This window comes from Helicobacter cholecystus, from assembly GCF_003364215.1.
Lineage (GTDB): Bacteria > Campylobacterota > Campylobacteria > Campylobacterales > Helicobacteraceae > Helicobacter_G > Helicobacter_G cholecystus.
The window spans coordinates 1-14845 of sequence record NZ_NXLU01000005.1; the positions used below are offsets into that span (position 1 = coordinate 1).

General features: G+C 35.9%; 11 protein-coding genes. 8 read left to right on the forward strand and 3 right to left on the reverse strand.

Going from position 1 to position 14845, the window contains the following annotated elements:
• The 3 genes from CQA62_RS04585 to CQA62_RS04595 form a co-directional block, all read right to left on the reverse strand.
• Positions 1-2112: autotransporter outer membrane beta-barrel domain-containing protein (locus tag CQA62_RS04585; protein ID WP_147288247.1), on the reverse strand; the 2112-nt coding region annotated here is incomplete at its 3' end.
• 384 nt (positions 2113-2496) lie between these two features.
• A complete protein-coding gene (locus CQA62_RS04590; protein WP_115585122.1) occupies positions 2497-5478 on the reverse strand; it encodes an autotransporter outer membrane beta-barrel domain-containing protein in 2982 nt (993 codons plus the stop codon).
• Between the two features lie 195 nt (positions 5479-5673).
• Complete coding sequence (locus CQA62_RS04595) at positions 5674-6237, reverse strand: autotransporter outer membrane beta-barrel domain-containing protein (protein WP_104724832.1); 564 nt, start codon at positions 6235-6237, stop codon at positions 5674-5676.
• A gap of 98 nt (positions 6238-6335) precedes the next feature.
• On the opposite strand from CQA62_RS04595, the gene ppk1 reads away from it, so the two are divergent.
• From ppk1 to CQA62_RS04635, 8 genes are all read left to right on the forward strand, one after another.
• A complete protein-coding gene (ppk1, locus tag CQA62_RS04600) occupies positions 6336-8336 on the forward strand; it encodes a polyphosphate kinase 1 (protein ID WP_104724833.1) in 2001 nt (666 codons plus the stop codon).
• Between the two features lie 35 nt (positions 8337-8371).
• Positions 8372-9415 carry a dihydroorotate dehydrogenase (quinone) gene (gene pyrD / locus CQA62_RS04605; protein WP_104724834.1) on the forward strand — a complete coding sequence of 348 codons (1044 nt, stop codon included), beginning with the start codon at positions 8372-8374 and terminating at the stop codon, positions 9413-9415.
• A gap of 116 nt (positions 9416-9531) precedes the next feature.
• Complete coding sequence (locus CQA62_RS04610; RefSeq protein WP_104724914.1) at positions 9532-10791, forward strand: M16 family metallopeptidase; 1260 nt, start codon at positions 9532-9534, stop codon at positions 10789-10791.
• Positions 10792-10794: 3 nt separating this feature from the next.
• Positions 10795-11676 (forward strand): 4-hydroxy-tetrahydrodipicolinate synthase, encoded by an 882-nt coding sequence (dapA, locus tag CQA62_RS04615; protein WP_104724835.1) that lies wholly within the window; start codon positions 10795-10797, stop codon positions 11674-11676.
• Positions 11667-12455 (forward strand): enoyl-ACP reductase, encoded by a 789-nt coding sequence (locus CQA62_RS04620; protein WP_164752737.1) that lies wholly within the window; start codon positions 11667-11669, stop codon positions 12453-12455. The genes dapA and CQA62_RS04620 overlap by 10 nt, the downstream gene beginning before the upstream one ends.
• Positions 12456-12466: 11 nt before the next feature.
• Positions 12467-12994, forward strand: a complete 528-nt coding sequence (gene pgsA, locus CQA62_RS04625) for a CDP-diacylglycerol--glycerol-3-phosphate 3-phosphatidyltransferase (RefSeq protein ID WP_104724837.1) — start codon at positions 12467-12469, stop codon at positions 12992-12994.
• Positions 12995-14044, forward strand: coding sequence for an RIP metalloprotease RseP (gene rseP, locus CQA62_RS04630; protein WP_104724838.1), 1050 nt, complete (start codon positions 12995-12997; stop codon positions 14042-14044).
• Between the two features lie 9 nt (positions 14045-14053).
• Positions 14054-14704 (forward strand): YggS family pyridoxal phosphate-dependent enzyme, encoded by a 651-nt coding sequence (locus CQA62_RS04635; protein ID WP_104724839.1) that lies wholly within the window; start codon positions 14054-14056, stop codon positions 14702-14704.
• Positions 14705-14845: the final 141 nt, after the last annotated feature.

Genomic DNA, 14845 nt, shown 5'->3' on the forward strand with positions numbered 1-14845 from the left:
GGATGCAGAATTAGAAGAGCCTGATACATTTCCATTAATTGTAATATTTCCCTTAGTTACAGAGATTGTGTTGGTTCCAGAGTTATTGGATATGCTTCCCCATAAGCTTAAGTCTCCCTCATCTACAGAAATTGTCGTCACCGCACTGTATATAGTGGATATATTCCCAGTAATTTCAAGACTTTTATCTGAAGAGATTGTAGTGGTTGCAGTAGTGTTGTTGGTGCCATATTTATTGCCTATAATATCACCTTTAATCGTATTAAGTCCAGTAGAATTAAAAGTAATGTTTGCTGAGCCATCTCTTCTTGTATTAATATTTCCAATAATACTTGCATTTCCGCTCCCAGAGAATGTTACAGTAGTTGTTCCACCATCTTGAAAAAGCACATCTGCTCCTTCATTTTGGATTGTATTATTCCCAGCACTTAATGTGAAAACTTGGTTAGTGCCTGCTCTTGCGATAGCCGTTCCACTGAAAGTAAAAGATCGTGAATTGTCTTTTACTTCAATAGAATTTACTACAGTGTCTCCCCGATTAAACCACTCTGCCTCCATTTTCCCATTGATAAAATTATCTCCAGCACTAAAGGTAAAATAATTATGTGCTTTTCCATTACCATAGGGCACAACTGAAATATTTCCAGTAATTGTATTGGTTGCAGTGGAGTTAAAAGTGAAGTAACTATAAGAGTCGTCTGCATTTGCAGGTGTGGTTTTTATATCCCCAACAATGATCGCATTCCCATTTCCTGAGAATTCAATTTTATTTGTACCTCCGGAAGCAAGAATTGTTTGAGTAGAAGTGATTTTTCCTCCATTTTTAAATTCAATATGATTTAAAGTAGGTCTAGCAGGTCCCAACCATGAACGTTCGGCTGTAATAACTCCTGTAATCAGACTATCTTCTGCTATGCCAGTGCCATTAAAGACAATATGATTTATTCCACCACTGGCTTTAATTGTCCCAGAGATTTCTCCTTTATTTTCAAAAAGGATGTCATTTGTTCCACCAACTTTACCCTCAAAACTTGAAGGCAAAGCCTCAATGCTTTGATCAATAAGATTATGACCTCCCCCTTTAAAGATAATGTAGTTAGTGTTTGAAACATCACTTTGATATCTTGAACCTACAGCTCTAAGTGAGTGAATTGTGTTGCTTTGAGTGGATTCTGTAAAAATTACCTTAAAAATACTTTGTCCATTAGGCACAGTATCGTTGATATTAAATTTCTCAATTGTATTTATTGCACCGTTGAAAGTCAAACTACTCTCTCTTCCTTTTATACCTTGTCCGCCAGGTTTATTGATTGTTCCAGTAATGGATGTATCCCCTTCAAAGACAACCGATCCTCCTGCATTATTATTAAAGTTAATCCCCCCAGCAATGGATGTATTGCCCTTAAAAATAAGAGTTCCATTTGAGTTGGGGTTAAAAGTTATACCCTGAGTAACTAGAACTCCATTTGGATTGCTAAAAGTTGCTGTTACATCACTGCTGACTGTAATATTTCCATCTACAAGTGGATTTGTCCCATTAAATACAAAATTGACATTTGCTAAAGTATCTAGAGTGACATTCCCCTTAATCCCCTTTCCTCCCAATCTTAGTTCAGCAGTTTTAGAGGAGTAATTTTGCTTATTTCCATCTGTTTTACCTGTGAAATTAAGATTTCCATAAAAAGCATAAGAAGACTCTTGTATATTGGAAATATCCATAATAAAAGTCTTCTTTTCATCATCTGCAGGTGACGATTGATCAATATATAATGTTCCTCCTCCATTCTCACCCATAGCTAAACCTTGAGTTGAAACAAATATTGAGTTTTTATTAAGATTTAATTGACCCTTATTGTCAAAACCCTGAGCATCCCAAGCAAAATCTCCCCCTGTTACATAGAGTTTAAATTCATTATCAACATTATTATCTAGCACAAATGTAGAGTATTGTGCTTCGCCAATCGTTACTGTCTTAAAAGAAAGGCTAACAGGTTGAAGTAATGCTTCACCTTTAGTGCCATCTGCATTAAGTGTGTAAAAACTTTGTAAGGGTGAATCTGCATTGATGGGTATAGATGTATTTTTTGGAATAGCTACAAATGAACGACTCAAAAGTGTCTGAGCTTTTGGAGCTTGTTGATTTAAATGTTTTTGCCAAACTTCTACAATAGTTTCATCAGCAATTGCAACACTGCAAAATAATGAGCTTGCTATAAGTGAAGTGAAAGATTTCTGTCTAAAGGGTTTATTTATCCCCCCCCCCTAGTATTGTTTCTCATTTCTTATCTCCTTGCAATAAGTAAAAATATAGTTTACTTTATTTTATCTTAATTAATTTATTTACTTATTTAAGATTTGGAAATTATATCTGAAATTTTGCAGGGGGGGGGGGAAATGATTAAAAATTATGAAAATGAGAGGATGTAAAAAATAAAATCAGAAATATAAAGATTGATTAAGCATTTTTCTATCCCACCCCCTCACTATAAAAATTAGCTAAAAACCATATCTTGCTCCAAAGTTAAATTGCATAAAGGTTTTTTGCTTATCCTCAAAGCTTCTCTCTACATCAATATAAAGTCTTGCATTTCCTGTAAGATCAATATTGCTTCCAAGATTCATGACAACTCTTCCATTGCTTGGAGTATTGCCAAGAGAGGTAATGATCCTGCTGTTGGAAAGAATTTGCGCATTTCCTCCATTAATGTAGTCATATTCATAGAATCCTCCCACATAAAGACTTGCAAAACCTTTTTCTACATTAAGTTTCTTTCCTAATACTGCTCCTGCTCTTGTTCTTAGAGTAAAAATTGAATCTTGAGAGGCTTGAAGCGTTGAGCTTGTATTTTGTATTGCACGATTAAAATCACTTTGATTGAAATATCCTAATGCCAATTCCACTTGTGGATCAATATAATAGCTCTCATCGCCTCCAAATTTATAGCGATATCCAAACTCATCACTGAGCACCATTGCAAAGTTATTGGTTTTACTTTCTAAGGAAGGATTGTCAGTCATTGAGAAAACACCCATAATGTAGTTAAACTTTAAAATTGTGTCATTATACCAACCGCTATCTGCCACATAGCTATTATAAACTCCTACTTCTACCATAGAAGAACTCACATCTTTGAGGGCAATAGTAGTTGTATTGTTTATACTATTGTTTGCTTGAATATTTAGGGTATTGCTCTTTGTCCAAGATCTGCTATAGGCAAATGTGACTCCTGTATAATTTTTTGCATTCTCTCCTGCACCTAGAGCATAGTCATATCCTCCTTGGGCTGTTACATAATCTGTTTTACTTCCCGCTCCAAAATCATTGCTGATTGAGCCTCCAAAGATCCTTGCCCACACACCTTGAGTGTTTGGATTATCACGCAATTCTCCCATTCTCTTATTCAGTGAGTTGAAGTTGGCAAGATAGAGATCATAGTTCACTGTCAATGCAGATCTTACTACATCTTTGATTTCTGATGCTACACCTTGATTAATAGATGATCCTAGATAAACTTTTCCATCATCTGTTTTAATGATTTGAGCTTTAATCACATCATAACCAATAAGACTTTCTCCACCCATAACATTGACATTCTGCATCCCCTCACCTATTTGAATATTGTCGCTTTTGTTTGAATCATAGGTGATTGCTAAAATATCATGAGTATCTCCCATTACAGTAAAAATCGCAGTTCCTGAATCTTGAAATCTATTTTTGAGAATCACCTTATCAGCTTTGTTGGTCTCACCTGTCTTTGAATTAACATAGAGATTGAATGTTAGAGCATCTGTGATGGAGAGATTGTTGATATTGAGAGTTTTAAAATCTCTTGTTTGTCCTGTTCTTAAAATGGGCTTACCCTGTGAATCTGTCATTGCCAGATCGATTGTTCCTTGAGTGACTGAAAGATTGTTGATTGTATTGTTTTGGCCGCTGAGTGAAAGAGTTCCACTATCGATTTGGATATCCACTCTTGTTTGTAAGGTTGAATTGCTATTATCAGCGCTAATATTGATTTCGCTCCCTAACACAAGATTTCCACCCTCCAAAGAAAGTAAGAGTCTTGAATTACTATTAGGTGTGGTTGTGTGATTGATTGGACTTGTAATTGTGGTTGTGCCACTAGAGAAATAAATAGAGTTGAAAAATCCACTCTCAACTCCTACGCTTTCAATGACACCCCCATTAAGATAAAGTTCTGTTCTCTTGGAATTGTTGAAATTTTTAGAAGTGGTGGTTCCACCGCCACGCATTAAGACTTTAAGGGAATTGCCTTTGATTTCTTGGATTTCTGCAATGATTGGATTGAGGGATCCATCAAGCACAAGAGTGCTAGCAGACGCATTGGCTAAGAGATTGGAGATATAGGTTTGATCAGCTTGAAGTGTGAGCTGTGAGCTTGTGCCAGAAAATTCTACATTCTTGACTTGGATAATTCCTCCTGCAAGTGTTGCAGTGTTTGTTGCGTATCCTGAATCTATACGAATGCTAGTTTCTCCATTGCCACTCATTCCTTCTTTAAGATCAAGAGTTGTCCCAGTGCCTAAAGAGAAGGTTAATCCTCCCCCCTCTGCAACCTGCACAATATCATCAATACTCATCGTACCATTTCCGTTAAGAGTTAAAACATTATTCAACCCACTTATGGCAGAAACAGATCGGAGTTGATTATTTTTTGTTGTATCAAGATTGAGGTTTATAGATCTTTGTGCATCAACTCCAGCAAAAACTAGATTTAATCTGTCTCCATAATAAATCGTATCAATGGTAGTTTGTATATTATTGAGTGAAGCATCAAGAGTGAGTCCAGTTCCATTTTTTGTATCACTTTGTATAACTAAGTTTTGGATGGTGTTATTTGCACCTCTAAGAGTAAGCAGAGAACTGTCTGCTGTAAGAACAAAGTTATTTGTTCCGCTTCCTGTCTTTGAGATATTTCCATTGACTACTGTAGTGCCCCCAAATATTACACCATTATGAGTATTATCTCCTGCGGACATAGAGCCAATTGTAAGATTTGCATGATCAAACATAAGCATAATTCCATTTAGAGTATTTGCCTTATTTATGCCCCCAATAATTTCATCAATAGTCATTGTTGCATCCTTAGCAATAAGCCTAATGGCATTAGTGATATTGGAATCTCCTTGGGTATTAAGCCTAGAGATATTGCCATTAAGTCTATTTGCTGAGATTACAGTTTTTGATCCATTGATTGAATCAATTGTTATTTTTGCATTAGGGGATCCAAGTGTGATTCTCCCTTGAGCAGTAATTGATTTTGTTGTCCCATCGGTTGTTACGATATTTTGAGTAATACGAAGGTTTGATCTATCCCCCCCCCCCTCAAGAATTGCAGTATTAGCAATTGCAGTGCCAGACAACAATGGACTTAATCCTAATGCTATAAGTGAAGTAAAAGACCTTTGTTTAGAAGATTGATTATATCCTTCTCCCCTCTTAATGTTTTTATTCATTATTTATCTCCTGTAAAAATAGTTTGGCTTTTCTTTACTTTTTAGACAAAGCGCCACCAATTGTATCTAAAAAATTTGCGGGGGGGGGGGGGGTGGAAATTGTGATTTTATAATGAAAATAGACTTAGATTTTTAGAGTGAATTAATTGAAGGAAATGTAAGGATAGGATATGGCTTTAAAGCCATATCAAGAGGTTAGAAGATTAAGCTCAAAGTTCCGCCAAGTGTAAGAATTTCAATTTTTTTTGCACCTTGGTTATTATCTTGGAATTTAGGTTTTTGGTAGCTTCCATCAAAACCAATTGCAAGAGGCAAGAAAGGAATCTTCCAATTGATACCAAAATTGATAGCATAGGTAGATTTTAATTTCTGATTAAATAAATCTTGAGAAATAAAATCAGAATAACTTACTCCTGCATAAGGTGTGATATTAATAAATGGAATTTTATATCCTAAAACTGCACCATATTGCATATTATGAAATTTGATTTTAGTTTCTGGATCTGTATTGATATTAGTGCTTAAATAATTCCATTTAACTTGCGGAGCAATCATAAGTCCAGCAACACCTAGCCAAATTCTTCCATAAGCTCCATAATTCAAATGCTTGGTGTTTTTGTATTTTTTATCTTGTATATTGGTTTTTAGTGATGTGTAATTGGCATTTCCCCCAATTTCAGTATCAAGTGTAAAAAGCCCAAGATCAAAAGCAAAAACACAATTACAAGCAAGAAGCAAAGCAATAATTTTCTGTTTCATTATTTTCTCCTTATAAAATATTGGATTTTAAATCCGTGAATATCATATCATAATTATTTTTGGATATTTTAGTTTTAATTTAAGGAGACTAGGGAAAAATGCAACAACAAGTTTATTTTAATAGAGAGCTTTCATGGATCAAATTTAATCATCGGGTTTTGCTCCAAAGTATGGATACTTCACTCCCACTTTTGGAGAGATTAAAATTTATTGCTATTTATGCAACTAATCTTGACGAATTTTATATGATTAGGGTTGCTGGATTAAAAAAACTTTATCAAAAACGTATTTTTAATGTAGGGAATGATGGGATGTCTCCTAAAGATCAACTTAAAAAAATAGAAAAAGCTCTAAGAGAGCAAAAGCTAGAACTAGAGCAAAGCTATGCACAAATCCATTCAGAGCTTGTAAAAAATGGAGTGCATATTGTTGAATATGCTCAGCTCCAAGAGCAAGACAAGCAAAAGGGGAGAGAATATTTTTTTAATAATCTTTATCCTGTGATTGTGCCTGTAGTGGTGGACTCTATTCACCCCTTCCCTCATTTTAATAATCTAAGCTTTGGGATTGCATTAAAAATGCTTGCCCCCAATCAAGATACACGTTTTGCTCTTATTCGCATTCCTCGCTTTTTCCCTCGTTTTGTAGAGATTACAGAGGGAGTATTCTTGCTTTGTGAAAGCCTTGTAGGGGAGTTTGCAGAACATATTTTTGAAGGGTATAAGGTGTTGGATTGGTGTCCTTTTAGAATCACAAGAAATGCAGATTTTGAGATTGAAGAAGAGGAAGCAGATGATTTTTTAACCTTACTGAATGAAGGATTGAAGGCAAGGAAAAAAGGAGAAATTGTAAGGCTTCAAGTTGGAAGAAAAAGTGATCGCAGTTTTTTACAATTTTTGCGAACGCATATCCCTCTTGAGGAGAGAGATATTTATGAATATGACCTTCCTTTAAATCTTGGCTCACTTTGGCAGATTATCTCTCATCGCAATTACTCTCATCTGCTCTATCCTCCCTTTCATCCCAAGAACCCGTTTGATCTGCATGAAGAGAATTTATTTGAGCAAATCAGTAAAAGAGATATTATGCTTTTTCATCCTTATGAGAGTTTTGATCCTGTAGTAGAGTTTATTTCTCAAGCCAGTAAAGACCCCGATGTGCTTTCAATCAGAATGACACTTTATCGTGTAGGGCAAGATTCTCCAATCATTAAATCTTTGATGCAAGCTGCTGAGAGTAAGCAAGTGAGTGTGCTTGTAGAGCTTAAGGCTAGATTTGATGAGGAGAATAATCTAGGGTGGGTTAAGGCACTTGAAGATGCAGGAGCACATGTTGTATATGGGGCTGTAGGGTTAAAGGTACATGCAAAAACAGCGCTTGTGCTTAAAAAAAGCCAAAGAAGTGTGAAGGGGTTTGTGCATATCAGTAGTGGGAATTACAATGTTCAAAGTGCAAGAATTTATACAGATATTAGTTTATTTAGTGCAAGAGAGGAGATTGTAGGAGATGTGATTAAATTCTTCCATTCCCTCTCAACTGGGCTTTCTAGCACAACATATTTGCACACACTCTTTATGGCTCCCGCTCAAATCAAGCCCCACATCTTAGAGCTTATTGCAAAAGAGAGAGATAGGGGGAGTGAGGGACAAATTATTATGAAAATGAACGCCCTTGTTGATGGAGATGTCATTGATGCGCTTTATGAGGCTTCTAGGGCAGGAGCAAGAATTGAGCTCATTGTGCGGGGAGTTTGTGCGCTTCGCCCTAAGGTTAAGGGATTGAGTGAGAATATTAGGGTGGTTTCAATTATTGGGAAATATTTAGAACATGCAAGGATTTATTACTTTAGGCATGGGGGGATTTATTTTGCAAGTGCTGATATGATGACAAGAAATCTTGAACGTCGTATTGAGCTTCTTGTCCCTATTCAAGATGAAAAAATTGCCCTTAGACTTTTAGCTATTCTTTCATTGCAAATCAATGATACGCAAGGTGCTTATGAACTGCAAGAGAGTGGTGAGTATCAAAAAGTAACAGGAGAAGGGGAAAATTCTCAAAAAGAGTGTGAAAAGCTTAAATTTTGGACGCTTTTTGATTAAAATTAGACTATTTATTGCAATTTGAGGATAGAGAAATGTATCGGTATTTAAGAAATGTGCTCTTTAAATTTGACCCTGAGTTAGATCATCATCTTGTAGAGTTTTGTTTGAAAAATCTTGCCCCACTCCCTTTGGTTAATGATATTTTGGCAAGTCAATTTTGCTATTTTGATGAGAGCCTCTCTCAAGAGATTTTGGGAATGAAATTTTATAATCCTGTGGGACTTGCAGCAGGATTTGATAAGAATGCAACAATGCTTGAAGGTCTTACTTTGATGGGTTTTAGCTTTATAGAAGCAGGAAGCACAACATTTCTTCCTCAACCTGGGAATGCAAAACCTAGAATCTTTAGATTTGTGCAAGAAGAGAGCATTCAAAATGCAATGGGATTTAATAATGATGGATCGGCAAAAATTGCAGAGAGACTAAAAAAAATCTATCCTTTTAAGATCCCTATTGCAATTAATCTTGGAAAAAATAAAACTGCAGACGATGCACTGAAAAATTATGAAGAAAATCTTAAAGTTTTCAGAAATATAGGAGATTTTTATGTTTTTAATATCTCCTCGCCCAATACTCCAAATTTAAGAGATTTACAAAATGAAAGTTTTGTTAAAGAGCTTTTTACAATGGCAAGAAGCTATATACATAAGCCACTTTTTATTAAGGTATGCCCTGATAATAAGATTGAAAATACACTTAGAGTGTGTGAAAGTGCGATTTGTAGTGGAGCTAATGGAATTGTTGCTACAAATACGACAATGGATTATTCTCTTGTGCAGTCCCCTAAAAATATTGGTGGAATAAGCGGTAGAGCATTACGCAATAAAAGCAGAGAGGTCTTTTATGAGATTTCAAAAGCTTTCTTTAATAAGGCTGTATTGGTTTCTGTAGGTGGAATTTTTGATGGGGAAGAAGCTTATACGCGTATCAAAATGGGCGCATCTCTTGTTGAGATTTACTCAGCACTTATTTTTGAGGGCCCATCAGTGATTAAGAAAATCGCTCAAGAGGTTGCTATGCTTTTAAAACGAGATGGCTATAATTATATTTCAGAAGCGATTGGAGTGGATATTTAATGATAAAAAAAGGTTTTCTTTTCATTGTGATGAGTTTGAGCGTGTATGCAGAAGATAGTTTTATTGCACCTCCAATACAAGCTATACAAAAAAATCAAAACACAAAGGCAGATTTAATGGAAAAAACTTCTCTTCTTCCTCAATATTTTTCAAAAACCCTTTCAAATGGTTTGGAAGTTGTTGTTGTCCCAATTAAAAATGGAAGCGGTGTGATTGAGAGTAATGTGTTTTATAAGGTTGGAAGTCGTAATGAGGTTATGGGAAAAAGTGGAATTGCTCATATGCTTGAGCATCTTAATTTCAAATCCACAAAGAATCTCAAAGCGGGTGAGTTTGATGAGATTGTTAAAAAATTTGGTGGATTGACTAATGCCTCAACGAGTTTTGACTATACAAGATATTTTGTTAAATCAAGTGTGCAAAATCTTGATAAATCTTTGGAGCTTTTTGCAGAAATGCTTCAAAATCTTAAACTTGATGATGCAGAATTTCAGCCCGAGAGAAATGTTGTGGCAGAAGAGCGACGTTGGAGAACGGATAATTCTCCTATTGGATATTTGTATTTTCGATTCTTTAACACAGCCTATATTTATCATCCTTATCATTGGACACCCATTGGATTTCTTGATGATATAAAAAATTGGAAGATTGAGGATATTAGAGAATTTCACTCTACTTATTATCAGCCTAAAAATGCCATTATTTTAGTGAGTGGAGATGTTGATCCTCAAGCAGTATTTCTCTCTGCACAAAAGCATTTTGAGCATATTGAAAATAAGAAAGCAAATATTCCTGATGTTTATACAGTTGAGCCAAAGCAGGATGGAGCAAGACATATAGAGATCAAAAAAGATACTCAAATTGAATATTTTGCACTTGGGTATAAAATTCCTGATTTTAAAAACAAAGATCAAGTTGCTTTAAGTGTCCTTGCAGAGTTACTTAGTGGAGGGAGAAGCTCAATTTTACAAGAAGAATTAGTGGATCATCAACGCCTTGCTTCTGAAGTCTATGCTTATCCTATGGATTTAAGAGATGAAGGGGTTTTTCTTCTTATTCTTGGAGGGAATAAGGAGGTTAAGGCAGAAAGTATGAGGGATGCACTCCTTAAAATTATTGATGAGATCAAAGGTGGAAAAATTACTCAAGCAATGCTAGAGAAAGCAAAGATCAATATCAAATCAAGCTTTATCTATAGTCTTGAAGATGCTTCAAGTGTGGCTTCACTTTTTGGAGATTATCTTGCAAGAGGGGATATTCAGCCTTTATTAGAATATGAAAAAAATCTACAATCTTTAAGCGTAGATGATTTGGTGAATGTTGCAAAAAAATACTTTACATCCGAGAGTTGCACTTCTGTTATTTTAAGGAGGTAAAGAATGATTATAGGTGCAATGAGTGCGTTAATCACGCCTTTTAAAAATGGCAAAGTTGATTTAGCAACATATGAAAAACTCATTCAAAGACAAATTCGCTACGGAATGGATGCTTGCGTGCCTGTAGGGACAACAGGAGAGAGTGCTACACTTACTCACCAAGAGCATATGGAGTGTATTGAGGTTGCAGTCAAAACTTGTCATGGAAGTGGGATTAAGGTCCTTGCAGGTGCGGGGAGTAATTCCACAAAAGAGGCGATTGAACTAGCACAATTTGCCCAAAAAGTTGGGGCTGATGGAGTGCTTTGCGTGTCCCCTTATTATAATAAGCCTACCCAAGAAGGTTTATTTCAACATTATAAAGCTGTAGCAGATTCCATTGAGATTCCTTTAATGTTGTATAATGTGCCTGGAAGAACAGGGGTGAGCATCGATGTTGTTACAGCATTGAGACTTTTTGATAAAGTTTCTAATATCTATGGGATTAAGGAAGCATCAGGAAGTTTAGAGCGTGTTGTTGCTATTCACGCTAAGAATCCAAAAGCAGTCATTGCTTGTGGTGATGATGCATTGAACTATCCAGTTTTAGCCAGTGGTGGTCAATCTATCATTTCTGTCACAGGAAATCTTTTGCCAGATCAAATTGCACTTTTGAGTAAAAGTGCAATAAATGGAGATTTTCAAACAAGCAAAGAGATCAATACAAAGCTTTATGATCTTAATAAAATTTTGTTTTGTGAGACTAATCCTATTCCAATCAAAACAGCAATGTATTTGAGTGGACTACTAGAGAACTTGGAGTTTCGTCTCCCTTTGGTGGAGATGAAAAAAGAAAACATGATGTTGTTAGAGAAAACTTTACAAAATTATGAGGTATTAAAATGAGTGGACACATGAAAGGAAAAACTTTAGTCATTAGTGGTGCAACAAGGGGGATTGGGAAGGCGATTTTATATCGGTTTGCGCAAGAGGGTGTGAATATTGCTTTCACTTACAATAAAAATGAAGAAGAAGCTCAAAAAATTGCACAAGACATAGAGAGCAAGTATGCAATTAAAGCCAAATACTATCCTCTTAATGTTTTAGAGCCAGAGCAATACACGACTTTGTTTGAAGAGATTGACAAAGATTTTGATCGTATAGATTTTTTTGTCAGCAATGCAATTATTTATGGAAGAAGTGTTGTAGGGGGCTTTGCACCCTTTATGAGACTTAAACCCAAGGGATTGAATAATATTTATACTGCAACAGTATTGGCTTTTGTTGTGGGGGCTCAAGAGGCAGCTAAAAGAATGAAGAAAGTAGGAGGTGGGGCAATTATTTCTCTGAGTTCAACAGGAAATCTTGTGTATATGCCCAATTATGCAGGACATGGCAATAGCAAGAATGCAGTAGAGACAATGGTTAAATATGCTGCAACTGAATTAGGTGAGTTTGGAATTCGTGTTAATGCAGTCAGTGGTGGTCCTATTGATACAGATGCTCTTAAAGCATTTCCTGATTATGATGAAGTTAAGGCAAAAGTAGAAGAACAATCTCCGCTTAAGAGAATGGGTAATCCAGAAGATCTTGCAGGTGCATGTTATTTCCTTTGTGATGAGACTCAAAGCGGATGGCTTACAGGTCAAACAATTGTAATTGATGGGGGAACCACATTTAAATGATGAGCACATAGATGAAAAATATCCCAAATATTCTGACCTTTGTGAGGGTTTTTCTTGCGATTTTGATTATGGCAGTTATTTTATATGCAGATATGCAGAGTCTCTATGTGAGAGTTTTTGCATGTGGGATGTTTTTTGTTGCGTGTGCTACTGATTTTTTTGATGGTTATTTAGCTAGAAAATATGCCCTTCAAACTCGTTTTGGAGAAGTCTTTGACCCTTTGGCTGATAAAATGTTGGTCTTAGGTGCTTTTATCGCACTTATTGTGGCAAAGATCGCCAATCCTTGGGCGGTATTTTTGATTTTCTCTCGTGAATTTTTTATTACAGGTCTAAGAGTTGTGGTTGCAAATTCTAATGTCAATATTGCTGCAAATATGTTGGGTAAAATCAAGTCTGTAGCTCAATATTGGGCAATAGGCTGTTTGATTATTAATATTTTTCCCCCATTTCTTAATGAGTTTTTCCTATGGTTTGCTGTGGCTTTGACAATTATCTCAGGCTTTGATTATGTTAGAGAATATTTTAAGAGTTTTTAAATGAGTCTTTTTCTTTCTCTTCTTGCGCTCTCCTTTCTTATTTTTTTTCATGAGTTGGGGCACTTTTTGGTTGCTTTGGCCTTTGGAGTTAAGGTTGAGGTTTTTAGCATTGGCTTTGGGAAAAAGCTTCTAACAAAAACTTATAAAGGCACAGAATATGCACTCTCTCTGATTCCTTTAGGGGGCTATGTAAAGATGAAGGGACAGAGTGATAGCGATGTATTTGAACAAAGTCAAGACACTGATAGCTATACCTCAAAAACTCCTTGGCAAAGGATTTGTATCTTACTTGCAGGACCACTCTTTAATATTTTGCTTGCCTTTTTTATCTACTCAAGTTTATCTTTTGGGGAAAAACAAGTACTTCTTCCTGTGCTTGGAGAGATTAAAGCAGATTATCCTGCAGATCAAGCAGGATTAAAGAGTGGGGATAGAATCCTTTCAATCAATGGAGTTAATATCCAGACTTGGGGAGAAATGGCAGAGAAAATAGCCATTTCTCCTAGCCTTTCTTTAAAGATTCAACGAGGAAGTGAAGCTCTTTTATTGTCACTCAATCCTAAAGAGGTTGAAGGCAAGAATATTTTTGGAGAAAATCAAAAATATTATGTTATTGGTGTAGGGGCAAAAGGTGAGTTTGGAGGGATGTATTTTGGTGTATGGGAAGCAATAAAAAATGGGGCTAGAAATACTTATGAAAACAGTAAAATGATTTTTGAAGGGATAAAAAAACTCATCGCAGGGGTAGTGCCTACAAGTGAGGTGGGGGGAGTAGTTTCAATTGTTCAGGTGATGCATAAAGCCAGTGAGAGTGGATGGATAAGTTTTGCACTGCTTGTTGCACTCATTTCAATTAATCTTGGAGTGCTTAATCTTTTGCCTATTCCTGCACTTGATGGGGGGCATATTATCTTTAATCTCTATGAGCTTATTTTTAGACGCCCTCCAACACCTCATGTATTGTATTACCTTACCCTTGGAGGTTGGGCGATATTGCTTGGGCTTATGATGCTTGGCTTTTACAATGACTTGCATAGAATTTTTTCTTAAGGAGGAAAAATGAATCATTTACAAGAAGTGATTGCTAAAATTGAAAAAGCAAGAATTGCTTACTCACGTCATCAAGTCATCAAGCTTGTAGCAGTTTCAAAGTATTGGGATACCCAGCAGATTGTAGAGCTTTATAATGAGGGGCAAAGGGCTTTTGGGGAGAATAAAGTTCAAGATCTTAAAGCTAAATGCATTGAATTAGAAAACTACCCTTTAGAATGGCATTTAATTGGCACAATTCAAGAGAATAAAATCAATACAATCATCTCTCTTGCTCCAAGCCTTATCCACTCAATTGATAGTCTTAAACTTGCTCTTGCTTTTAATCAGCGTTTAGAACGTGAGGGGAAAACCCAAAGGGTTTTGCTTCAAATCAACTCTGCAAGAGAGCAGAGTAAAAGTGGAGTAAGAGTAGAAGAGGCAAGGGAAGTGTATTTAGCTATTTCTGAACGTTGCCCAAATCTACTTTTAGAGGGAGTGATGAGTATTGGAGCACATACAGAGGATAAAAAACGGATTGCTCAGAGTTTTGAGATCACTAAAAATATTTTTGATTCTCTTCCCCATGCTAAAACTCTCTCTATGGGTATGAGTGGGGACTATGAATTGGCAATTTCTTATGGAGCAAATCTTTTACGAATTGGCTCCGCACTTGTATAGGGAGAAGTATATCTTTTGAGCGATATTAACCTAGTAAGATAAGCCTCTTCTTTAAGGATTGAGGATTATCATCCAAATTATTAGTTTCAAACAAGTAAAACATTTTGTTTTTCCCCTATTTCAAAGTATAATCCATGCTCT

Coding starts and splice junctions, on each gene's coding strand:
- CQA62_RS04590 (WP_115585122.1), bottom strand. CDS start 5,478: ATGAATAAAAACATTAAGAGGGGAGAAGGATATAATCAATCTTCTAAA.
- CQA62_RS04595 (WP_104724832.1), bottom strand. CDS start 6,237: ATGAAACAGAAAATTATTGCTTTGCTTCTTGCTTGTAATTGTGTTTTT.
- ppk1 (WP_104724833.1), top strand. CDS start 6,336: ATGCAACAACAAGTTTATTTTAATAGAGAGCTTTCATGGATCAAATTT.
- pyrD (WP_104724834.1), top strand. CDS start 8,372: ATGTATCGGTATTTAAGAAATGTGCTCTTTAAATTTGACCCTGAGTTA.
- CQA62_RS04610 (WP_104724914.1), top strand. CDS start 9,532: ATGGAAAAAACTTCTCTTCTTCCTCAATATTTTTCAAAAACCCTTTCA.
- dapA (WP_104724835.1), top strand. CDS start 10,795: ATGATTATAGGTGCAATGAGTGCGTTAATCACGCCTTTTAAAAATGGC.
- pgsA (WP_104724837.1), top strand. CDS start 12,467: ATGAAAAATATCCCAAATATTCTGACCTTTGTGAGGGTTTTTCTTGCG.
- rseP (WP_104724838.1), top strand. CDS start 12,995: ATGAGTCTTTTTCTTTCTCTTCTTGCGCTCTCCTTTCTTATTTTTTTT.
- CQA62_RS04635 (WP_104724839.1), top strand. CDS start 14,054: ATGAATCATTTACAAGAAGTGATTGCTAAAATTGAAAAAGCAAGAATT.